Annotated in this window: 12 protein-coding genes; 2 read left to right on the top strand and 10 right to left on the bottom strand. The window is 35.5% G+C overall.

Features of this window, described 5'->3' with window-relative positions; translation table 11 throughout:
• Positions 1 to 157: 157 nt before the first annotated feature.
• The 6 genes from VOI54_RS14340 to VOI54_RS14315 form a co-directional block, all read right to left on the bottom strand.
• The gene (locus tag VOI54_RS14340; RefSeq protein WP_326283575.1) at positions 158 to 520 is read right to left on the bottom strand and encodes a four helix bundle protein; all 363 of its coding nucleotides are present in this window, start codon (positions 518 to 520) and stop codon (positions 158 to 160) included.
• Positions 521 to 564: 44 nt separating this feature from the next.
• A complete protein-coding gene (locus tag VOI54_RS14335; protein ID WP_326283574.1) occupies positions 565 to 1,929 on the bottom strand; it encodes a PKD domain-containing protein in 1,365 nt (454 codons plus the stop codon).
• 100 nt (positions 1,930 to 2,029) lie between these two features.
• Positions 2,030 to 7,039: a T9SS type A sorting domain-containing protein gene (locus VOI54_RS14330; protein WP_326283573.1), complete on the bottom strand. Its 5,010-nt coding sequence runs from the start codon at positions 7,037 to 7,039 to the stop codon at positions 2,030 to 2,032.
• A gap of 3 nt (positions 7,040 to 7,042) precedes the next feature.
• Positions 7,043 to 9,124: a fibronectin type III domain-containing protein gene (locus VOI54_RS14325; RefSeq protein WP_326283572.1), complete on the bottom strand. Its 2,082-nt coding sequence runs from the start codon at positions 9,122 to 9,124 to the stop codon at positions 7,043 to 7,045.
• 65 nt (positions 9,125 to 9,189) lie between these two features.
• Complete coding sequence (locus VOI54_RS14320) at positions 9,190 to 9,651, bottom strand: lipocalin family protein (RefSeq protein ID WP_326283570.1); 462 nt, start codon at positions 9,649 to 9,651, stop codon at positions 9,190 to 9,192.
• 36 nt (positions 9,652 to 9,687) lie between these two features.
• Positions 9,688 to 14,517 carry a hypothetical protein gene (locus tag VOI54_RS14315; RefSeq protein WP_326283569.1) on the bottom strand — a complete coding sequence of 1,610 codons (4,830 nt, stop codon included), beginning with the start codon at positions 14,515 to 14,517 and terminating at the stop codon, positions 9,688 to 9,690.
• Positions 14,518 to 14,853: 336 nt separating this feature from the next.
• Between VOI54_RS14315 and VOI54_RS14310 the strand changes: the two genes are divergently transcribed.
• Positions 14,854 to 15,117: a helix-turn-helix domain-containing protein gene (locus tag VOI54_RS14310; protein ID WP_326283567.1), complete on the top strand. Its 264-nt coding sequence runs from the start codon at positions 14,854 to 14,856 to the stop codon at positions 15,115 to 15,117.
• 444 nt (positions 15,118 to 15,561) lie between these two features.
• On the top strand, positions 15,562 to 16,734 hold the full coding sequence (locus VOI54_RS14305; protein WP_326283565.1) for a DUF2652 domain-containing protein: 1,173 nt from the start codon (positions 15,562 to 15,564) through the stop codon (positions 16,732 to 16,734).
• Positions 16,735 to 16,762: 28 nt separating this feature from the next.
• Here the strand turns inward: VOI54_RS14305 and VOI54_RS14300 are convergent, their stop codons facing one another.
• From VOI54_RS14300 to VOI54_RS14285, 4 genes are all read right to left on the bottom strand, one after another.
• Positions 16,763 to 17,944, bottom strand: a complete 1,182-nt coding sequence (locus tag VOI54_RS14300) for an MFS transporter (RefSeq protein ID WP_326283563.1) — start codon at positions 17,942 to 17,944, stop codon at positions 16,763 to 16,765.
• A 395-nt stretch (positions 17,945 to 18,339) separates the two neighbouring features.
• Positions 18,340 to 19,692, bottom strand: coding sequence for an efflux transporter outer membrane subunit (locus VOI54_RS14295; protein ID WP_326283562.1), 1,353 nt, complete (start codon positions 19,690 to 19,692; stop codon positions 18,340 to 18,342).
• Positions 19,689 to 22,802, bottom strand: coding sequence for an efflux RND transporter permease subunit (locus VOI54_RS14290; protein WP_326283561.1), 3,114 nt, complete (start codon positions 22,800 to 22,802; stop codon positions 19,689 to 19,691). The genes VOI54_RS14295 and VOI54_RS14290 overlap by 4 nt, the downstream gene beginning before the upstream one ends.
• 4 nt (positions 22,803 to 22,806) lie before the next feature.
• Positions 22,807 to 23,973: an efflux RND transporter periplasmic adaptor subunit gene (locus VOI54_RS14285; protein WP_326283560.1), complete on the bottom strand. Its 1,167-nt coding sequence runs from the start codon at positions 23,971 to 23,973 to the stop codon at positions 22,807 to 22,809.
• Between the last annotated feature and the right edge of the window lie 284 nt (positions 23,974 to 24,257).

Raw genomic sequence — 24,257 nt, 5'->3', positions numbered from 1 at the left:
TTAGTGGGCAGTAGGCAGTAGGCAGTAAGCAGTGGGCAGTTGGTAGTAGACGGTAAACAGTGGGCAGTAGGCAGTGGGCAGTAGGCAGTAGGCAGTAGGCGATTTGCTATATAGAGTGTATTGGTAATTAAAAACAGATATTTCTTTAAAACACTACTCATTTGCTATTAAATTTTTCAGGGTTTTGAATCATGTAGCCTAGTAGTTTCCCAACTTCTTCGGATTTATTATGTAATTCTTCCTTTGCTTCTTTTGTTATGTATGTACAAGCCAACGCAAAATCCAACCAAACACTAGTTTCACTGTTCTCCATATCTGCATCTGATAATTTTGCTATAAAATGCTTTGGATAGATCCGTTTTCTATATCCTTCGGCAATATTGGCACAAACAGAACGTGAACTACGACGTATTTGATCTGTCAATGAGTAGCGTTCTTCTTTTGGAAATGATTTTGTGATTTCAAAAATCTTCATCGCTAATTCAAATGCTTTTTTATATGCTTTTAACTGTTTGTACATCTTTTTTTCTGTCTACTTATTTACACTACCTGCTGCTTACTGAATCACTGCTTCTGTATTTTAATATCACAAATAATGTAGGAATTAAGTCCGTCATCTACATAGCCTTTTATTTTAATGGCACCTTTACGTCCATCTGCTGTCTCTAACAAAACCACTCTTGGCAATACACTATTATCAAAATTCAATAATCCATTTGCTGTTTCTGTAATGGTTAAAGTATCTAAAAGTGTATCATCAGTTATGCTATCAAATTGCGCGACTGTTAAACTAGCAGCACAACCACAGATTTCTTGTGAGTTGATAAATTTAGTGTGTGTCGCATCCGGAATGGCTATAAAACCATTGGTTGCAACTTCATCAGGTGCTATAAATTTGTTAAAACTAAAACTGCTGTTGAGCCCAAAAAATGCAATGTCAATTTCGGCACCGTTATCTGTAGTAACTTCACCTGCTTGAAAAACTTCTCGTAAGGTTGTTGACAAGAAAGCGCCTATTACATTGCTGTTATGTGCTGTGTTAACACCTAATTCTATATCTGAAAAGGTTCTTAAATTGGTATCTGGCAGTATGGTAATGTCATGCGTTAGTGTATTTGTTCGTTTGCCATTATCAGCCTTTAAAGACATCGCATGGGTTCCTGGCATATTAAAGGTAACTGTTGGTATTTTATTGGTAGAAGTTGCTGGTGTTCCATTGGGAAATGTCCACGTGTACGAAGTCGCACTTATAGAGCTGTTGGTCATAGTAATGGTAACTGGAGCCTGGTAATCATCATCAAAAAAATCGACTTTCCAATCAAAAATGGCTTCAATATCTGGTGCAACGTTAATCGTAGTGCTTTCTGAAAATGATTCAAAACCATTATACACTTCCAATGTAATTAAGTGATTGCCTGGTGTTTCAAAAATAACATTAGAAGGATGCTGTTCTGTTGAAGTTACAGGTGCTCCATCTTCAAATGTCCAATTATAAGTCAGGCCTACACCATTTGTATTATTAGTAAGTATCACTTCAACAGGCAGATAATTGCTTTCTATAATTTCTGTTGAAAAATTAATAGCAATTCCATCGACTACCGGAATTTCTTTTTGATAGGTATGGGTACTACCATCTACATTTGAGGCTGTTAATACAATAGTATAAGTTCCCGCTGTGTTGTATATAATGGTTCCGGGGTTTTCTTCTGTAGAACTTATAGGTTCAGCACCTTCAAACATCCACTCAAAAGTATCTGCACCTGTACTTTGGTTTGTTATACTTACTTGGACAGGAACTGACTCGTCTGCTCCTACAAATGACGTGCTAAAACTGGCTTTGACTGGTGTCGCAGTTTCTTCATAACAAGCGGTAAATAACACCATAATACTTATTACAATCCCCCATGTTTTATTTAAAACTCTATGCATTCTTTTAATATTACTCGATAATCGAGATTTAATACTCCGAAGCTTGCCCCGGTTTTTATGTTACTTCTTTACGACCACCCTATTGCTCTAAGGCCGTTTACTATTCTACAATTAATCGTTTTATTTGAGTTTCTTGAGCTGTTTCTAAAACCACTAAATAAACCCCTGCTGATAAACTTATATTTATAGGAATGGTATATACATTCGTTGTTGTTAATGTAGGTTGAGAAAAGATAAAACTTCCTAGATTGTCAAAAATCCGCAAGGCTATAGGGCTTGCTTCTACTAAACCTATATACAATTCAAACTGTCCGTTATTTGGATTTGGCGTTAGGGTAAATTGTTCTATAAACGGATTTTCTGCATCTCCTGCATTTGGTAACCCTGTACGTTGCTCCACCACGATATTTTTATAGCTATCTTGATAGCAATCACCTTGTGTAGCGATAAGTCCTATTTGATAAGTTTCAACTTCTGGAAAGCGTAACGTTATTGTGGTTTGTGTTTCATCTATTATGGTGGCGTTATCAGGAATATTCCACTGTGATGTTTCTCCTAATGGGTTACTTACATTTAACAAAATAACATCTTCATCTATATAGGCTTGAGAACTTACCAAAAACTCGGTATTTATTTCTGTATCTGAAACTGAAATGACAATCTCATCTGTTGCTATACAACCTAAAGATGACGTTGCAGTAACTTGATAAGTTCCTGCTTCTGAAACAGAAACTTGAGCTGTATTTGCTTTAAACCCATTATTGGATGCCCATTGATATGTTGCATTTGGATCTGAAATACTAGCATCTAAATCATGCGATTGAGATGAACATAAGGTTCTATCTGCTCCTAAATCAATGGTAATTTCTTCGGGATGCTCCAATACAACCTCTGTAAAAGCCATACATCCATTAGCATCTGTTAACGAAAATATATAAGTTCCCTGTGTAAGATTTTTTATGCTAGTAGTAGTTGCTCCTGTGCTCCAAGAGTAGGTGTAAGGTGTTATACCTCCAGTAATGTTTAAAGAGATACCTCCATCATTACCTTGAAAACAAGTTGGGTTTGTTTGTGTTGTTATTGCAATGTTTAAACCACCAGGCTGATCAATGGTGATACTCCCTGACGCTTGGCAACCACGCGCATCGGTAACGTACACTACATAATTATTAGCAATTAAACCTGTAGCAGTTGTTGTACTTTGTCCGTTAGACCATTGTATTTCATACGGTGCTATGCCTCCTATAATATTTACTGTAGCAGTACCATCATTTCCGGAACCGCAGGAAATTTCGGTGACAGTAAGACTAACTTCCAGCAATTCAGGTTCTATAAAATCAAAAAGAACATCGGTTGCAGTAATTAGATTTAAACTTTCATACACACCAATAACTACGCCACGGCTATCCTCTACATTTAAAGCGTAATTTCCATGAGATAATCCTGTAGCAATATCAGAATTTTGATTTAAATCATCAAAACCGCCACCACTGTTTTCTTTTTTCCAATAATACCTATAGGGTTGTCCAGTAGCAAAAGGTAAGCCTCCAGTTACTGTTACTTGAAGTGCTCCATCTGAAAACGGGTTATTAAATACATTTTCTTGATGACATGAAATTGGTGTATGTATACTTATGCTTGCTTCAATAGGATCGTAAAGTATAAACTCATCATCTATAATGGTACAGCCATCTACTGTAGCTGCTAATGGGAAATTAGCATCTTCAATAGTTAGGTAATAACTTCCTTTTGGAATGTGGTTCAATCGTATTTGAAATGTACCGCTAACCGTGCTTGTTGTTGTTTGTGCATTTAAAATTACTCCTGCTTCATCTTGCCAGTAGTAAGTATAACTACCATTTGCAAAATCAGTACCTCCTGTAATTTGTGCTTCTATCCAACCATCGGATGCACCTCCTATACCTGGTGTGGCAAAAGCTGTGTAATTAATACTTAGGGCTTCGGTAGGTTGATTAATTTGTATGCTTCCAGAAACTTGACAGCCATAACTATCAGTAATTGCTACATCATAAATACCTTGGTTTAAATTAGACGTTTGTTGGGTTGTATCTCCATTACTCCATAAGACAGTGTAAGGTGGTGTACCTCCTGTAATAATGGCTTTGGCCCAACTATCACTTCCATTAAAACAATACACATCTTGTTTTTCTATGCTTAATTCTAATAAAGGGGGTTCTTCGAATAAGTAGGTAACATCTGTAGCACTTACCAATACATTATTTATATAAACACCAATAATGATTCCATTGGCATCTTCAATATTTACAGCATAGTTCCCCGCATCTAAATTGGTAGCTATATTGGTAGTTTGCGTTGTTAGTATCGTCCAAACACCAGGGCCCGTTTCTTTTTTCCACGTATAATAGTAAGGCAAGCCGTTGTTGTCTGTAGGTTGTAATTGTACACCGCCTTCTGCGATAACTTCTAAAGAACCATCACTAAAGGGATTGCCATAGGTGTTGGTACTATTACAGGAAATTGGAGTATGTAATTCTATTTCTGCTGTTAATGGTTCTGGCTCAAATAACTCATAGTCACTATTTATAATCGTGCAATTAGTTGCGTTTATTGCTAAAGGATAATTTTTGTCTTGAATAGTCAAATTGTAAATCCCTGCTCCGAGGTCGTTGAGTTTTATCACATAACCTGTTGGATTAATAACTTCGGTTACTTGTGCATTTAAATTTGTCCCATTAGCATCTTCCCAAAAATAAGTGTAAGCTCCTGAATCTAAAGGTGTACCACCGGTAACGGTTGCTTCTATCCAGCCATTGGTTGCTCCTGAAAAAGTGGGTTCAAAAAATGCGGTATAATTAATTTCTAATGGATTTTCTGGCTCTTGGATCGTAATTCTTGCCTGAGCCTGACAACTCTTTTCATCAGTAACTTCAATAGTATATGTTCCTGCTGTTAAAGTGTTAATATCTTCTGTCACTGCTCCATTACTCCACGAAATAGTATAATTCCCTGTGCCTCCTGTAATGGTAGCATCTATACTGCCATCATTTCCCCCGTTACAAAACACATCTATTTTACTTAACGTAACTTGTAATAAATCTGGTTGATTTAACGTATATAATTCATCTGTAGGGGTTACCAAAACATTATTAGCGTAGGTTCCTATAATAATGCCATTGGCATCTTCAATATTTACGGCATAATCGTCTGTATCTATATTAGATAATACATTGCTATTTTCACCTGTAATTACTTGATATACTCCTGAAGCATCTTTCTTTTTCCAAGTGTAAATATAGGCGTGTTGTCCGTCAATTAATGGGTCAAATGGCACACCACCAATAGCTGTAATAGTTAATTCTCCATCGCTCCAAGGGTCACCGAATGTATTGGTATTATTGCAGGAAATGGTATTGGTTTCTGCAAGTGATAGTTCTAATAAAGGAGGCTCATTTAAGGTAAAGTTTGCACTTATAATGGTACATCCGGAAGTATCTGTAGCGTCTATATAATTGGCATCCGTTACAGTTAAAGTATAAGTCCCTGCTATGGCATTTTCTAAAGTAAGGTACCAACCGTCTGTATTTACAATATCGCTAAACGTTGTCCAGGTGGTTCCGTTTTCATGTGTCCATGTATAATTATAGGTACCGTCAGCAAGTGATGTACCACCAGTAATTTGTGCCCTGATACGTCCATTGGAAAAGCCAAATGCTGTAGGGTCTTCATGATATACAAAATTTATTGCTACGGGTGCGTCGGGTTCTTTTATATCTATGGTTTGTATAATTTCTGCACCCAAACCTACTATTTGTCCACCACCATCTCTTTGAATTACTTTAGCAATACAACCATTGGAATCTCTTACTTTTAGCTCATACTTTCTTGGTAATAAACCTGTAATAGTATGATTTGCTCCTGTAGCAAAGGCAACCCACGTTCTGTCATCTATTTGATATTCATAAGTTCCTGAGCCGCCACTAGCTGAAAGGTTTATGGTACCATCACTACCTCCATGGCACCAAACATCTGTTTTTGTAGTGGAGAATTCTACGGGGGTGGGTTGGTTGATTGTAAATGTATCGGTATGTGTTGGAGAACCTGTATAATAATTTGAATTAAAAATACGGATAGAATAGTTGCCAGGAACTAAATCCTGTAATAAAAAAGAGTTGTTGGCATCAAAATCATCCTTTGTTAAATTATTATAATTACTTGGAAGCCCCCCGTCTAGAACAACTTCTAAACCAAATATTTCATTATCTTCTACTTCTCTATCAAGATAAACTCTAGCACTTCCATTATCGCTACTATAACACTGGGAATCAGTCTCATTTTGAATGTCAATGTGAGGTGCGGAGGGTTTTAATTCGAAAAAAACAGGATCTAAATCTAATGTTTCAACCCATCTTCTTCTGCGAAATCGGTAATAAAATCTATTTAACCCACACGGGTTAATACGTAAATACAGTTCTTTACCAATAGCATCAGTACTTAGAAATGATGACGGTTTAATATTTATTTCTTTTTCTCCTAAGGTTGTAGTACTTGGTAAATCATTCCAATTTCTTACATCCAAAATTTCACCTTCACCAACAACTTGATATTCCCACTCGTAAACACTATCATCAAATCCTGAAGAGTTAGACTCAACCGTAGCAGAAAATAGATCATCATATCCAATTAGGGTGTTAGTTGGTTGTATCATATCAACAATAGGTGTTGATGAATAGTCAAAATCAATTCTATCATTTTGAAATCCACTGTGATTATAGGTAAAACGATTTTGAGCTAAGCAACCGTTATTAAGATTTAGATTATCATCCCAATTAGCATTTCCAGTGCTGCTAAAGTTTACAAACCCTCTAATATGAAATCTAATAGGTGACTCATTTCTTAAGAGGACTATGTTTGTGGGAGCTTGATACGTATCATCTCCTATACCCCTATAATATACTTGTTCAGATGAATTATCAGAGTAGTATAAAATAATCCTCATATTTGAGTCTGTACTATTTTTTACATTTCTATCAACTTTGAACGAAAAATTTAATTTTATTTCATAAACCTGTGTTTGACCATTAGTCAATAATGAAAAACAAAACCCAAACAATAATAATAATCTCTTCATAACTTAAAATTTAACAACCACCTTTTTAACTATAGAAAACTTTCCATTGCTCAGGGTCGCTCTAAAATGATAGGTATAGACCTGATTGGGGTTTACAGTTTTATCTACCAGTCGTTTTATGTTTACAGGCACAATACGCCAGGTGGTGGGGTCTTTCTCATTTTCCTGTTTGTAAATGGTGTATTCGGCAATGTTATTATCATTTGCGCGCCAAAACAGCTCTATATAATTATCTTCTCTATAGACATTAAAATTGATTTCTTTAATAAGATCAGGAGGTGTTAGATTAATAACATGAATAGTTAAGGGTGTGGAAGGCAAAGATTCTAACCCACTGTTGTCTATGGCTCTTATACGGTAGCGATAGGTTTTATTGGTATCTACTGTATCATCTGTAAATTGCTGAATGGTATCTGTTACTTTATAAATGTCTTGCCATTCACTATTATCTGTCATGTTTTTACGTGAGAGCACATGTATGGCTTCTTCTTCTGAAGAATTTATCCAGGTAAGTTTTATCTTGCTTTGCTCAACGTTATAATTAGAAAATACAGGAGCTGTTGGCGGGATCACATCTGGTTTTTCTAATACCAGAACTTCAGATTTATCAGAATGGTTAAAACGTTTATCGACTGCCACCACCTGATAGTATACTTTAGAGTTTAGATTTTTTACTTCAACGGTGTCTACAAATTCATTGCTTACTATTGGAGAAACCGTTAACTGAGAAGGTTCTTCTTTTTCTGTAAACCCTCTAAAAATACGGTAGCCTAAAATGTCTTTTTCTTCATTTTGTTTCCAGTTAAAGCGTGCAATTCCTAAACTGTCTATATGCCCTTCTAAGGCTGTAGGAATAGCAGGTGGCATAGAGTCTATAGGTTGAATCAATGTGCTAAACGATGTCTTTTGTTGTTTGGGTGTTTTCCCAACAGCGGTAATGGTAAAGTAATTGGAAGGTTCTAATTCTGAATATATAAGTTCTCTTTGTGTTGGAGGTATATTATCTACAACTACCTTGTACGGCCCTGCATCTTTTTCGGCATGGTTCAGTTGAAATTTTGCTGTGATTGCTTCGCCTTCTTTCGGGAATTCCCAAATGATAATGGCTTCATTGGGGTTTTTGGTAAATTTAAAATCTCTAATCTTTGGAGTGAAAGGCAATATAGGTTGCCCACCCCCAGAAATAGTATCGGAATATGTTCCATATTCTCCAAAAGGTGAGATACCATTTACTCGATAATAATAGGTTTTATTGTTTTGTGCCAACGAATCTATATAATACATGCGTTTGGCAGGTGCATTAGGCTTGTCATTAAGATTCACCAAAGGCTCATTACTTAAGGGAATAAATGTTTTGTTGTCTTCTGAACGCTCTAAATTATAGGAGGTATAAATGCTTTTAAAAAGTTCATACTCCCAGGTAAGAATTACATTTTTATCTCCAAAAACCCCTTGCAGGTCTATAGGGGCCGGTAAAGGCTCATAGGCGCTTAATCCAGCCAAAACAGAAGTACTTTTAATAGCCAATTGATCTTGTGGTTGCGCCGATTTAATTTTATAGACATAACGCTCATTTGGTTTAACATCAGTATCGGTATAGCCCCAGCCCGCTTTGGTTGCAGCTTCAAAACTCATATCGGCAGCCAATAATGCAAATGAAAAACGCTGTTCTATTTCTTGTGACAGATTTACAATATCTGCAAGCTCCCCTTGAGAACCTTCTATTAAAAAGCTCTCACCATAAAGTGCCTGGGCAATAATGGCAGCATAGTTGTCTTTCTCAACTATTTCCTGCCAGGTTTCCAGTAGATCTGCTTTTATGGGTTTTTGCCATATTTTTTGTGGTTGCGACAAACGTTTACCATCTTTTGAAAACAGATACTTTTCCAGTATAAAACCACTCGTATTTGTTTTTTGCCAGGCTACGGCATCGTCCACAGCCCAGCGCAATAAAATTTGATTTTTTTGTACGCGGGAAAGTATTTTAACAGTTGGTAAACTATCTTGCGCAATGCCATCTACCAAACCTAAAAAAACAAAAATGAGAGCTAGTAAATAAGTGATATAATGACGGATACTATTCAAGTTATTCTATGTTTGTAATTAGTACTCGGATGCAAAAAACAATTTACACCCGAGTACTATTTTTGTTATTGTTTTTTGAAAGTAACCATATGGACGTATTTAATGTTATCAGTCCCACTCATAGATTCTTCCACATTAGAATATGTAAGTTCATTGCTGTTTAAACTATAAGAATCATCTGGGAAGGGTTCTGGTTCTCCACTATAAATTAAGGATATTGTGTTTCCGTCTACTGTATAAGTTCCTGTATTTTCTTCAGACATACCATCCTCTACATAGATGTCAGTAAAAGTACCATCGGTTTTAAAAGTTAATTCCCAATAATTATTAGCATCGACAACGTCGTTTTCTATCCCTTGTGAAGTCCCGTTAATGAAATGCTCAGAAGCACCGGACTCTATAAACCAAGTCCCTACTATAGATGGTTCACTGCCATCATCATCGTTTTTACATGAAGTAGATAATGTTGTTGCAAACACTACAGCTATTAAAAGAATTACTGTTTTCATTTTTCTTAATTTGTTCATTGTTTTTAAAATTTATAATTATTGATTTAATTAATATTAATCTCTAAAATCGTTTGGATTCTTAAATTTATAGGTAGCAGTAGTACCAGCAATTCCACCGGGAAGTTTATAGCGTAAGGTTGTTTTATAAAACCCATAGCGCATAAACAGATAGTTTTCATCTAAGAAATTTAAAACGGAGCTTCCGCTGGGTATTAAACCATCTACCTGGTCATTTACTATTTGTGATTGTATATCTACCCAATCTTCTTTATAAGCCAATCCTAAATTGTAACGGAAAGGAAATATTGTACGCAACATGTTTTCATTGACCTGATATTCTAAACTATTAATGTAATTTGATAAAATAGGCAAGGCATATTTAGGTGGCGTTCCCAAAATTGTTCCATCTCTATGCTCAAAAACATATTGCCCTCCCATCATTGGATATTGTGAATATAATGGCGGATTCATATCGGCAGTAAAATAGCTGTCATCTAAAGTTGCCTCTACACTTACTAAAGGAATATTATTTGTATATTCTGAGCCTAAGAGTTCGGCAATATCAAAAGGTTCATGACTATTTACTCTGTTTATTAAATAAATCACATCCGAATAAATAACACCCCAACCATAATCGTTTGTATTTAATGAATTGATTTTTCTTTTGAATGTTTTATATTCAGAAGTCCTAAAATCATATGCCAATCGTTCAATCTCTCCGTCTTTTGAAAGGCTTTCTGCTTGATAGGTTTCTATAGTTGCCGTATTATCTCCTCCTGTTTGATCCCCTATATCCAATTTTTTACTAGTCGATTCATTTCCATTTGATGAGGAATCATCTCCTTTTAACCTGCTAACAATTGCCATATGGTATTGTGAAGATTGCGATATATCTGGCAAGTTGTAATTAAGCATATTATCTGCCGTGTTATAGTTAAAAGCAATATCAGATGATGACACTTCATTGTCTTTGGTAAACGTGATAGAGCTTTCCCAATCTGCGTTATCAAATAAATAATCTTGCCCTCGTTTTAATTGGATATAACCTTGGCTATACTCATCTTCAAAGAAATATTTTTGATCTATTACCGGGTAAGCGTAGGTAATATTATGTAACGGAATATAGTCTGGGGCACCGCCTGTAGTAAAGGTGCGTTCTTCTAACTCTTTAGCAGGTTGTCCATCTACCATAATAGTTTGGAAGATGCCATTTATTTTTTCTTTAAAGCTGATTTCTACTTGAACAGTTATCTCTTCATTTGGAGGTAGAATATCTGTAGATACAAAATTAGCTCGGTCTTTGTAGGTTGACCACTCTAATGTTCCTGGAATTTCTTGTCCGTTATGCAGAACAGCAAACCTTTCTAACTCAATGCGATAGGTTTTATCACCGTCATCTTCAGGAATTACCAGTGGTTCTCCAACTTTCATACTAAAAGTAGCCTGTGGTAATACAAATACATCAATATTATTGATGCCATCATCTGGCGATACATCGGTAATGATTTTTAAGACTCCTAAGGGTGTTCCATTTTCAAACTCACATGCTTCCCCAATGGTGAGTTTAAATCTAAATTTCCCTTTAACTAAACCTCCCAGGATATTAAAATTACCACCTACATAACCTCGCATCCAAATGGGATTTGGGGCTTTGGCCTGTAACAATACGGCCGCACCTCCTTTAATAATCGGAATTTTCTTTTTAATAAAAAACAGTTTAATACGGATGCCTAATTCCCCTTGCAAATACGCATAGGCTTGCCCATTGGCATACCAACCGTTAATTCCAACCTGATCTCCGGTATTAGAACATTGAGCTTCTCCATAATCTCGGAGCATGATATCAAAACCTGCACCTGCCTGAAAACGCGCATAGAATATTAAAAAACGTAAATCTCCTGTATCTATAGCGACGTCTGTACCAAAAGCAAATCCACTTCCGCTCTCTAATGCATTTTCATCACGCATATAATCTAAGACCTGTGCATCAATACCTAATATTTGAGCAACTTCTGGTGGTGGTGGCGGAGAACCTGGTAGCACAGAACCTACCATAAAATACCCTCCAGATTCAATACTTACTGGTCCGACACCTATGCGTAAACCTAAGCGATCTTCAGGTGTACCAACATAGATATACCAATCTTCCGGGGCAAAATGTAATACTGCCCAGCCTGCACGACCTCCTGAACCTCTACCTTGCACAAAACCTCCCGGAACATTTATATAGGCATCTAATTCTCCATGGAGTACATCATTTTGAAAATCATAGGTAATTCCAACTTTTGCACTGATAGACATCTGTTCACTTGGAACTTGAGGAAAATTATTTTTCGCCTTATCTAATAAATTTTTACCAACCCAAGATTGATCTTCTTCGGGTTTGCTAAGAAATTTTTCTGCTACATCTACATTTTCTTTAACCTTATTCATTAGGTCAGATATTTTTTCCATTCCAGGGATCTTCACCCCTAAAAAAGTAGCTTGGCCATAAAAGCCCATATTGTCAATACCTCCATTTCTATTAAAAGCAATTTCAAAACCTGCACTGCCTTTAATAACTTCATCTTTAACCATATTAAACATGACCATTGCTTTTAACCCTAAACCTAAGCTCGCATCAGGAGTGTACCCTATTCCTGTTGGAGAAAAAGATGAAGAAAAATCTTTACGCTTCATCCTATAAGATGCACCTCCGGCAAATCCACTTATATTAATTAACCCTGTGCCTATTGAAAGCCCATCTACCATAGCTTCAAATTGCCAATACCTAAAGCTTGTTTTTCCAAAAACACCTTTAGCTGTAGCTTGTATTCCTAGACTTTTAAAATCTACTTGTAGATTTGCAGAAAAACCATCACCATATTCTGGATCATCATGCATTATTAAAAGATTTCCTTTTATCTCAAATCCTCCTAAATCTGCATTAATGGCTATGGCATCTATTTCTATCTTATCAAATTTCCACTTTTGACGATGGTCTTCCTCTTCAAAAGAACCAATAATTCCCAAGCTTGTTTTAGCAGCGAAACCATTATTCTCGCCCATTAAATTAATCTCTAGGTCAAAGTATAGATTAGCATTATATTTATTAGCTGTAATGCCTATATTGGATATGGTAACAGGGAAACCTGCAAGTGACACTTCGTCCTTGTACCCCATGTAGTCTACACTAAACACAGGAGATTCTGTTTGTAACACTAAATTTTGAAAAACAATGCCTTTAAACTCTATCAGTTTTTTTTCAGGTACACCATCACCGTTGATATTTCCTGTTACTACTTGATTTCCTTCGTTCTCTATACTATAGACTTGATTAGAGCTAATAGCCAAACGTCCATGCAAAGTAGCCTTAGGTCTAAACTGCCCTTCCTTTACTGCAAATTCTATAGAACTATTAGGCAAAAGTTGCCCTTTGGCTTTCCATAAATTAAAATCTATGATAGAATCATTACTTACATTAAGTAAATATTCTTCAGGAGAAATGAGTCCTAAATATCGTAACCCGACTCTGTCTGGACTACTATTAGTCGATTTTTTATTTTTTGAAACAGGCAATAAAATACGTCCTTCAAAACCTGCGGCTATAAAGTTATTAGCAGCTAGAGACACTTCAATATGATCTAAAGAGTATGCCCATGCTTTACTACTATTAGTTCTCCCTTTATTTAAAGGAAAAACATTATCTGCGTAAAATGTTCCAGAAACCCCATAATTATCTACTATTAAATGATGAGCACCAAAGGCAACACGTTTATCTCCTTGGCTGATAGTCTCTGAAGTTTTAAACTCTTTAGGAAGTTTAACTTCTACCGTATTTACATATACGCCTCTCCAAGAGCGTTCATTGGGGAGTAATAATCCGTTTTCATGATAATAACTTGGAAAAGCTACTGATGGATCATTACGTAAATCACTAAAATCTAATACCGCTTGATTTACAGCAAACTGAAAATTGCCATTATAGTCTCTATTGTTACGCTTTTTTGCTAATACAAAAGGCTGTAAATCAACCCCTACTAGTAAATCATTCCAATCTGTCGCTATAACATTAAAATTACCTTTAACTCTATAAGGAACTTGAATGGTTTGTGTGCCATTTTCAGTTTGAATGGTTTCGTTAACCATCGTTTTATTTTCATCTACCTCACCATTAGTTTCAATTGGTAAAATAAGTTCTCTTGAGAATTCAACCTCTCCTTGAATCCCTAATTCTTTAACACCACTACAATTAATGATTACAAAAGTTTTGTTTTTTACATTTCCTGTTCTATAATTAAAACCTCCTTTTAACGTAAGCATCCACTTACCAGCATTAAATGGAATATGAAAATCGCCTAACAATACTAAATTAGCATCACCAATAATACCTCCTTGATGTGATAATTTTACGTTATTGGCTCCAAAAAATAATTCTATGGGATATCCATTACTATTGGTTTGTGGTAAACGTACTCGAGCAAAAACGGTAAGTTCTGTATGATCTCTTGTGAAAATAGCTTCAGTAATACCGATGGCGTATTCAATATTTTCTCTAGTATGCTTAACGCCAACTGGTAATTCCTGTATATCTTCATTTGTAAAACTATCAACCCAGGAACTACTATCTTCAATAACGATAAACGCACCTTTAGCTAAGCCTCTTGCAGAAGCAATTGAGTCTGAAACAACATGTTTTTTTTCAATATTCTCCCAAGAGAATTCATTGTTATTCTCTAAATATGAGGGAGCGGTATAGGCTTTATGCTTGAGAAATTTATCAAATCCTTCAACAGAGGTAGTTTTTTTTGTAGTATTTACATAACTATTTTCTGCAATTGGAGTAGCAACAACTTGCAATACATATAAATAAAAAAAGCAAAGAAACGCAATTTTTTTTACCATATTAATTTTAAGATTTGGGGGAAATTATCAACCTAAACTAAAATAATTGGGCTCTTATTTTAGGTATATCGATTTAACAAAAAGGCTATAATTCCTACAACAAATAAACTAAAAAATTGTTGTATATAAAAACATTCATACAAATAAAATTACCATATAAGGAAATTTAAATAACATGAATTATCGTTTATTTTTACTCATTATTCGACAAATAACATTTAAATTGTATTACAAAGAATAAAATGCATATTTCATAGATGAATTTAAGCTATGTTAGCTCTGACTTTATATCTTTATAAATGCTATAACTAATACAATTTATTACCAAAACAACCCGTGGTTAACCTAACTCCAGAAGAAAGAAAGCTCAAAACTATTGTTCAAGGTAGGATTGGAGAACACTTAAGAGCTATACGAATAAATAAAAAAATGCGACAAAAAGAGGTAGCCGACTTGTGTGGGTTTTCACGTAGCGGCTATAACCTTATAGAGCAAGGACAACGGAATCTTACTATCTTTTCGTTATATAAAATATCAAAGGTTCTTGAAGAACCTTTGGAAAATTTGGTTAAAATCTCTGATATTGATAAAATAGAATGAGCAATGCTAAATTCTTTTTTACAAATCATTTTATTACCTCAAAATTATCTGTCTTTATTTGGATAGAAACTTTGGTATAATAAAAGAAGTAGATTTTCCTCTTTTAGGATATATAATTATTAACAAATTTAAGTTTGAAATTTATAATCAAAATGTAGCTGCTTAAATTTCGCAATTAACTATCCTTATTTTTGTTGCAAGACCACTTGGAAATGTGATTTTGATTCATCATTGGAAGTTCAAGAGGATATGAAAGGGTTATTTGGAGGTTTCTATAATGTGATAATGAAAATTTAGAAACTTATCTAAACCATTAAATAATAAATACAAAGCCTCTCAATAGGAGAAGCTTTATACACTCCATATTTACTAAGGACAATTATACTTCTTATTTAATTACATATTCGCACGAATATGTAGACTAATTATTAAAAATTATAAACCATGAAATTATCAAATGATTCCACAGCACAACCAACACTTATTTTCATTCCTGATATAAGTGGTTTTACCAAGTTCGTACACGAAACTGAAATATCTCATAGCGAACATATTATTAAAGAGTTGTTAGAGGCTCTCATAGATGCTAATGAAATGGAACTTCAAGTTTCAGAGATTGAAGGGGATGCTGTCCTTTTTTACAGAATAGGCAAAAAACCTACAGCTGTTGAAACCCTTGCTCAAGTACAAAGAATGTATACTAAATTTCATGCAAGTTTACGTAAATATGATTCTCAAAGAATATGTCAATGCGGTGCCTGTATAAAAGCTAATAGCTTAGCTTTAAAGTTCATCATTCATTATGGGAATATATCAATTAATCAAGTTAAATCCAGTTCAAAACTCTTTGGAAAAGATTTAATTGTAGCGCACCGTTTGATGAAAAATGATATCTCCTTTAAAGAATATGTTTTAATTACACATCAACTTCTAAATGCATGTTCCACCTGGATAGAAATCGATCATATTGCTTGGGAAAAGCCAAGTCAAGGAAATGGTAGTTATGACTTTGGAGATATTAAATATTGTTACTTATCGTTAGCCCCTTTAGAAGCACATATCCCACAACCTACCATTGAAAATTACACATCTGACCCTAAAATGAGTAAAATTCTCTCTGTTGAATCTGTAATAAATGCACCTATTGAATTAGTCTTTGATGTTGTTTCTGATACCCATGCGAAACATCTCTGGGTGCTTCATGTAAAAGCAAGTGATAAGACAAATGGCAAGATTACAAAAAATGGTAGTACGCACAGATGTATTATGAATGAAGATGAAAACGATCCTTTTCTTACCTCCCTTAACTTTGAAATCACAAAAGACCTAATAACCTGGACAGATATAAATCATATAGCAAAATCTGATCTATTGATAACCCTTAGACGTATTGGAAACCGTTTAACAAGAATCAACTTAACGGTTTTACAAAGACAAAACCCTATTAAAAAAATATTTTATAATCTATTTAAAAAGAAAGGCTTTGTACAATTCTATAGTGGCTCATTAACAAAACTCAACGAATACTGTCAGGGTTTAGAAAGAGAAGGTCGAAGACATTCTTCAGGTATCTTGTTGGAACCTGCTATTAAAACCAGTTCTGAACAAAATAATTAGGCAAACAAACTTATTTTTTATTAGTTCTTTATTGAATATTCCCCTTCTTTTTTGTCAACAATGTAATTAAACCTATAATAGGGCCAAATGCTAAAATAGTATAAATGCTATTGGAGTCTGTTAATGTTCTGACCCCATTAATCATTTGTATACTTAAAATGGTAATACTAAAACCTATACAATTAACTATTGTAAGAGCTGTTCCTTTGATTTTAGGTGAAGCATTTTGTGCAACTAATGTAGAGAATAATGGTGAATCGGCTATCACTACCATCCCCCAAAAAAGAAGAAATGAAACGAATATAATCTCAGATTCCAAAGAAAACATCAATGGAGAAATAAGGCAGCATATACATGACAAAAATAATGATATAAACGCCATCTGTTTGGTTCCTATGACTTGAGACAAATATCCTCCAAGCACACAGGCCAATCCTCCTATGCCTATAATTAGGAATGACAAAAACGGAATATTAAATATGACTTCTGGATGCTCCTTACTATAGGTCATTAACATAATGGGTACAAAAGCCCAAAAAGCGTACAATTCCCACATGTGACCAAAATAACCAAACGCTGCTGAACGAAATTTGCTATTCTGGAATACACTAAAAAAAGCTAATAGTTCCAATCGTTGACTAGGTTTTCTATAAGGACCATCAGGAACTACAATCATCATCAATAAACCACCAAATATGGCAAGTGTTGATGTAGCTACCAATACATACTTCCATGTAAATACACCAGTAATCTCTTTTAATAAATGAGGAAATGCTGTTCCAATTACTAACGCACCAACTAAAAAACTAAGTGATTTACCAAGTCCTTTTTCATAATAATCTGCAGCTATTTTCATCCCTACTGGATAAATGCCTGCAAGAAAAAAACCTGTAACAAAACGAAATAAGAGTATGCTTTCAAGACTATTGCCTTCCCATATTATACTTGCATTAAACAGAGCACCAAGTAAAGCACAGATAAAAAAGACCTTTGAAGGAGAAAAGCGGTCTGCAATAGTCAATATTGCAAATGTCAACGTACCAATAATAAAACCAAGCTGAACAGATGATGTTAGGTGTCCTAATGCACTTATATCAAGTTGGAATTTAACAATCAAATCGTCCATTACCCCATTACCAGCAAACCAAAGTGATGTACAACAAAACTGTGAAATGATAATGATTGGAAGAGTTAGTTTAGACTGTATCACTTAAAGTTATATTTTATTGTTCCAGCATTTTAGTAAATATATAGTATTTATGCAACTATGGCCTGGCATTAACTATTTACTTCCACATCCCTTTAAACTACTAATAAACAAGATCTTATCTTCATTTATTATTTTAGTAACAAACCATATATGAAATTATTAAAGGTTCAATGCATTATTAAATACAAGGGAAAAACAATATTGTTTGACAATGAAACCAATGCCTACATTCCATTTAATATTTTTAGAAAAATTCTACAGTTACAAATTCCTTAGATAAAAAAATGCAATATCCTGGAGGAGGTTTATAAAGATTATCAAAAAATAGAGTCCGTATTAAATATGCTCTCGGATACTCAATAATGAAGTTTCAAAAACTATAAAATCTTCCTTACTTACCATCCACCTCCCAAGGCTTTATACAATAAAATATAGGCTATTTTTTCATCACGAATAGCATCATTTAAACGTAATTCAGAATCAAACAACAATCGCTGGGCATCAAGTACGTCCAAATAATCAACTACACCATTTATATGTTGAAGCTGGGCTAATTTAAGATAACCTCGTGATGCCTCCTCTAATTTTTCTAGAGCCTCCCGAACGTCTTTAGCTTTTTTAACGGCTGCCAAAGCATTATTGGTCTCTTCAAAACCTTTTAAAACCACCTGATCATAAGCCAGGGCTTTTTGTTTTAAAACGGCTCGTGCCGCTTTATGTCTTGCTTTATTTGCCCCTGCATTAAAAATAGGAGCAAATAACTGCCCCGAAAGAAATTGGTACGGGCTACTAAACAATTCTGATAAAGCAGAGCTATTTGCCCCTGTTTCTGCTGTTAAACTAATTTTTGGAAACATATTGGTCAATGCCATGCCCACTTCAGCATTGGCCGCAATAACTTCCTGTTCTGCCTGTCTAATATCAGGGCGTTTAACCAGTAAGTCCGAAGGCAATCCATTTGGTATGGAATCCGGAACCTTATATCTTGTCTTAGACGTAGCTACAATACCCTCTTCTGGGAATTTACCCATAAGTGTAGCCAACATATTATTAGTTGAAGTAATATCAAACTTAACCGAGGGTACCAAAGTAAGTGTTTTGGCCAATTCTGACTCAGCCTGACGATAAGGGGTTTCTGATGTCAAACCTCCTTTATAACGAAGCCGGGCTAAATACACACCTTCTTCCCTGGCAATCTTTGTTTGATCAATAATTTTAAGCTCTCTTTTAGAAGCCATTAATTCAAAATACGTTACCGCAACATCTGATATTAAAGCCTGTAAAACGGCACTTTTGTCTTCTTTAGCAGCCAGGTAATCTGCAACTCCTGCATCACGCTGCCACCTGAGTCGTCCCCATAAATCAAGTTCCCACGATAATTCAGCATAAATTTCATTTTTATTGAAACGCGATTCCCCTTTATTTTTTTGATAACTTTTCTCTGCTTCTAACTCTATTGCAGGAAATAAATCACTACTGGCTATTCTGCTCTGAGCCCTGAACTCTTCAATACGGGAAACAGCAATTTGAAGCTCCCTATTATTTTCAACGGCCTCTTCTATATAGTGCACTAAAAGCGTATCATTAAAAATTTCCCACCAGGATGTATTGGCCAAAGATGTCGTATCGGCTTTTTGTCCGGAAAATGTTTCAGGCATTTTCATTTGTGATCCCTGATACTTATGTCCTATTTTACAGGCACTAAAAAACAGGAATAAGAAAAAAATGTAAATCAGGCTCTTTTTCATGTATCGCTTTTTTTTGTATTAGTCTTTCTTTTAGAAGCATATATTAAATTGAAAAAGAAAGGCACAGCAATAATACCAAAAGTAATTGAAAAGAGCATGCCAAAAAACACACCTGTGCCTATTGAATGCCTGCTTGCTGCACCAGGCCCTGAAGCTATAACCAAAGGAAACATACCCAAAACAAATGCCAATGATGTCATTACTATAGGCCTAAAACGCACTTTTCCGGCATGTAATGTGGCTTCTAAAACCCCTGCTCCTGATTCTATTTGTTGTTTTGCCACTTCTGCTATCAGAATAGCATTTTTAGTAGCCAGCCCTATTAAGGTTACCAGCCCTATCTGAAAATAAATATCATTTTCCAAACCAACTACCCAGATACCTAATAAGGCGCCAAGGGCTGCTATAGGCAATGACAACAGAACAGAAATTGGAATACTCCAGCTTTCATATTGTGCCGCTAAAAACAAAAAGACAAAAATCAATACCAATACCATTACATATCCTGTTTGTCCGCCGGCTTTATTCTCCTGGTATGAAATCCCACTCCACTCCAGTCCTAAATTTTCAGGTAGTTTTTCTGCCACAAGTTCTTCCATAATGCGCATAGCCTGCCCTGTACTATATCCTGAAGCGGCCTCTCCCCTGATTACTGCCGAAGTAAACATATTAAATCGTTTAATACTTCCCGGTCCGGTAGTATAATTAAAATCTCCAATGGCAGTAACGGGAACCATACTTCCGTTATTGGCTCTCACAGAAAATAAATTGAGATTATCCTTATCTCTACGATATTCTCCATCGGCCTGAATATTAACCCTATAAATCCGGTTAAACATATTAAAATCATTGACATACATGGCACCTAAATAGGCCTTCATAGAAGAATAAACATCCGAAAGCGGAATCCCCTGAAATTTTGCGGCATCTCTATTAACATCAAAATATAATTGAGGAACTTCTGCCTGAAGTGACGAAGAGACACCCAATAATTCCTTTCTTTGTTCTGCATAGAACAGTAATGTATCTACGGCCTTGGCCAAGTCATCAAAAGAGGCCTCGCCTTTAGCCTGCAATTGCATTTCAAATCCTCCTGCACTTCCCAGTCCCGGAATAACCGGAGGTTTTGATATATAGAAACGAACTTCCGGATAGTAATAAAATTCATCCTTGAGCCCCTCTATTATGGCATCGACCTTGCCTTGAGAATCATTTCTATCACTCCAATCTTGTAAAATAATAGTTAATGTAGAACGTCCTTGTGAAGCTCCTACACGAGGACTTGTTCCTGTTACATTTTGAACACTTTTAACATACGGATTTTGAAGAATAAAATCAACTGCACGCTCAGTAACTTCTGAGGTACGTTGTAAAGTAGCGCCCTCAGGAAGCTCCAACTCAACTGTAAACTGCCCTTGATCTTCTGCCGGAATAAAAGAACTTGGTAAGGTTTTAAATAAAACAAAAATAGCAATCAAAATCATTCCAAAGGCCACTAAAACACGTCGTGACTTTTTAATAGATAAGCTGATCTTATTTAAATAATAGTTTTGACCAAAATCCAGCCATTTATTAATAGCATCAAAAACCCTGTTCCTTTTCTCAGTTCTGGGTTTTAAAAGCATGACACACAGTGCCGGACTTAAAGTAAGAGCTACAATTGTAGATAGTAATACTGAAATTACAATTGTAATGGAAAACTGACGGTACAATTGGCCTGATATACCATCTAAAAAACTAACTGGAACAAAAACGGCTACCAATACTAAAGACGTAGCAATCAAAGCTCCGGATAATTCTTTCATGGCCATATGTGTTGCTTCTTTTGCAGAGATCTTTTTCTCTTCCATTAAGCGCTCTACACTTTCTACAACCACAATAGCATCATCTACTACAATACCTATAGCTAAAATTAATCCTAATAATGTGAGTAAATTGATTGAAAAACCAAAGGCCAGCATAAAGGTAAATGTTCCTATAAGGGAAATTGGAACCGCTATAATGGGTACTAAGGTTGCTCGCCAGTTTTGAAGTGATAGGAAAACCACCAAAACCACCAAAAACAAAGCTTCAAAAAGCGTTATATATACTTCTTTGATAGATGCTGATATGTAATAGGTCATATCAAATGGAATGTCATAATTGACCCCGTCCGGAAAGTTAATACTAATCTCATCCAACGCACTTCTAACATTACTGGCCACTTCCAACGCATTGGCTCCGGGTAAAAGAAACACAGATAAAATAGCTGCATTTCTATTATCCATTCCGGATTCCTGATTATAACTGGAAGCTTCAAGTTCTACCCGAGCCACATCTCTTAAACGGATTATTGCTCCATTTGACTTAGCCCGTATTATGATATTTTCAAACTCTTCAACTTTTTCTAAACGCCCAGAGGTTACCAAAGGAATTGTTATATCCGTATCAGTAATGGGCTGTAATCCCAATTCCCCCGCTGCAGATTCCCTGTTTTGATCTCTGATGGCGTCTCTGATATCATTTACCGTTAATCCAAATCCTGCCATAACATCAGGATATACCCAAACTCGCATTGAATAATATCGGCTACCCACATTTGAAACTCGTCCAACACCGGGAACCCGGCGTAAAACGTCTAAAATATTTATGGTGGCATAATTACTCAAATAAATCTCGTCAAATTTATCGTCATTTGAAGTCAACGAAATAGTCAATAGCTGTGAAGCAGCCTGACGCTCTATTTTGATTCCATTTTGTACCACTTCAGCCGGTAAACGGGCCTCTGCTAACTTCACCCGGTTTTGAATATCTACGGCAGCAATTTCCGGATCTACACCAACATCAAAGGTCACATTAATAGACAACCCCCCTGAGTTAGAGCTGGTTGACTCCATATAAAGCATCCCTGGAGTACCGTTCAATTCTTGTTCTATTGGAGTAGCAATGGCTTGAGCTACAGTAACTGAACCCGCCCCCGGATAACTGGCACTTACCCTTACTAAAGGTGGTGTGATTTGCGGGTATTGCTCTATTGGCAAAATTATAATAGATATTGCCCCTAATAATACAATCAGAATGGAGATTACCATAGAAAGAATCGGGCGATCAATAAAGACTCCTAATTTCATATGTCTATTCTTTTAGTTGGTCTTTTTTCGTCCATATTGAATCTCCTAAAGTAGTCGGTATTACTTTTATTCCGGCTTGCAATTTATGTTGGCCTTCAGTTATAATTTGTTCATTGGAATAAAGCCCCCTACTAACAACTACCCGGGTTGTTAATTCTTCTGCAGTTTGTATAAATCTTTTTTCAACGGTTTTATCATTTCTCATAACAAAAACAAACTCTCCGCCTTTTTCTATGATGATTGATTTGCTTGGAATAATAACGGCATTTTCCAATACATTAAGAAGCACCTTAACGCGTGTAAACTGACCTGGAAGCAACTCTTTTTTAGGATTAGGAATTGCTGCCCGTAAAGTAAATGTCCCTGTTTTTGAATCCACCTGAGGATTGGCAAAGTCTACAAGTCCTCTAATTGGGTAATCAGAGCGATCTGCTCTGGTTATACCAACAGTTGGCTTAAATACTCCTTTCTCCGTTTTATCTTCCGTCAAATCCACATTATTTCCTTTGCTTTTTAAATAATCTAAGGCTGTCATATGAAAGTGTACAAAAACTGTATCTGTTTGAAAAACGGAAGTCAGTAGCGAAACACCGCCCGAACCTACTAAGGTTCCTATATCAACTTGACGCTCACTTACAAAGCCGGAAATTGGAGATCTCACCTTAGTAAAACTTAACTCTAACTGTGCTTGTTCTAGTTCTGCCTCATACATTAATATATTTGCCTGTTCTTTTTCAAGACTTGCCTGAGCATTATCTAAATCTAATTGACTAGCTGCATTTTGCTCATATAGAGGGCGTAATCTGGCAATATCTCTTTCTGCCTTTGCAGCTGCTACTTTAGCCTGCTCAACCTGGGCTTTCATTTTATTGGTTCTTGCAATGTACTGGGCAGGATCAATAGTAAAAAGTATATCGCCTTCATTAACAAACTTTCCTTCTTTAAACAACATTTGTTCCAAAAACCCATCAACTCTGGCTCTTATTTCAACCGTTTTTTTGGCTGTTAATTGCCCTACATACTCTCCATAAATCTCAACATCTTCCATGGTAGGTTTTTCAACTATAACTACAGGCGGGGTTTCAATTTCTTTTTTACAAGAATATCCTAATAGAAAAAAAAGGCAAAACACCAAGATTATTCTATAATGGGTAAGTACTCTAATATTCATATGTATACTGAATTTAGGATTTAGGTTAAAATATAATAATTAAATTAAAGGTTTGGTCAATTTAACTCTAATATACATCAAATTTCTGATTAGCCATTTGTTTTATCAATAGATAAAATCACAAAAAAGTTTTGAAGAAAAATAGACTTAAAATAGTTGTAAAAAAAAAATCCCGATTCTTAAAAAAGAATCGGGATTTATAAAAACACTGATTATACAGTATCAAAAAAGGCAGCGACCTACTCTCCCACGAGTGTAGTACCATCGGCGCTAATGGGCTTAAC

This window comes from Alterotamlana spongicola (genome assembly GCF_035818475.1).
Taxonomy (GTDB): Bacteria; Bacteroidota; Bacteroidia; order Flavobacteriales; family Flavobacteriaceae; genus Cognatitamlana.
The sequence above is the reverse complement of the archived record's forward strand: the minus strand, read 5'-3'. Positions and strand labels throughout refer to the sequence as shown.

Excerpts from the sequence above, each read along its gene's own strand:
- VOI54_RS14340 (WP_326283575.1), bottom strand. The coding sequence starts at position 520 with ATGTACAAACAGTTAAAAGCATATAAAAAAGCATTTGAATTAGCGATG.
- VOI54_RS14335 (WP_326283574.1), bottom strand. The coding sequence starts at position 1,929 with ATGCATAGAGTTTTAAATAAAACATGGGGGATTGTAATAAGTATTATG.
- VOI54_RS14330 (WP_326283573.1), bottom strand. The coding sequence starts at position 7,039 with ATGAAGAGATTATTATTATTGTTTGGGTTTTGTTTTTCATTATTGACT.
- VOI54_RS14320 (WP_326283570.1), bottom strand. The coding sequence starts at position 9,651 with ATGAACAAATTAAGAAAAATGAAAACAGTAATTCTTTTAATAGCTGTA.
- VOI54_RS14315 (WP_326283569.1), bottom strand. The coding sequence starts at position 14,517 with ATGGTAAAAAAAATTGCGTTTCTTTGCTTTTTTTATTTATATGTATTG.
- VOI54_RS14305 (WP_326283565.1), top strand. The coding sequence starts at position 15,562 with ATGAAATTATCAAATGATTCCACAGCACAACCAACACTTATTTTCATT.
- VOI54_RS14295 (WP_326283562.1), bottom strand. The coding sequence starts at position 19,692 with ATGAAAAAGAGCCTGATTTACATTTTTTTCTTATTCCTGTTTTTTAGT.
- VOI54_RS14290 (WP_326283561.1), bottom strand. The coding sequence starts at position 22,802 with ATGAAATTAGGAGTCTTTATTGATCGCCCGATTCTTTCTATGGTAATC.
- VOI54_RS14285 (WP_326283560.1), bottom strand. The coding sequence starts at position 23,973 with ATGAATATTAGAGTACTTACCCATTATAGAATAATCTTGGTGTTTTGC.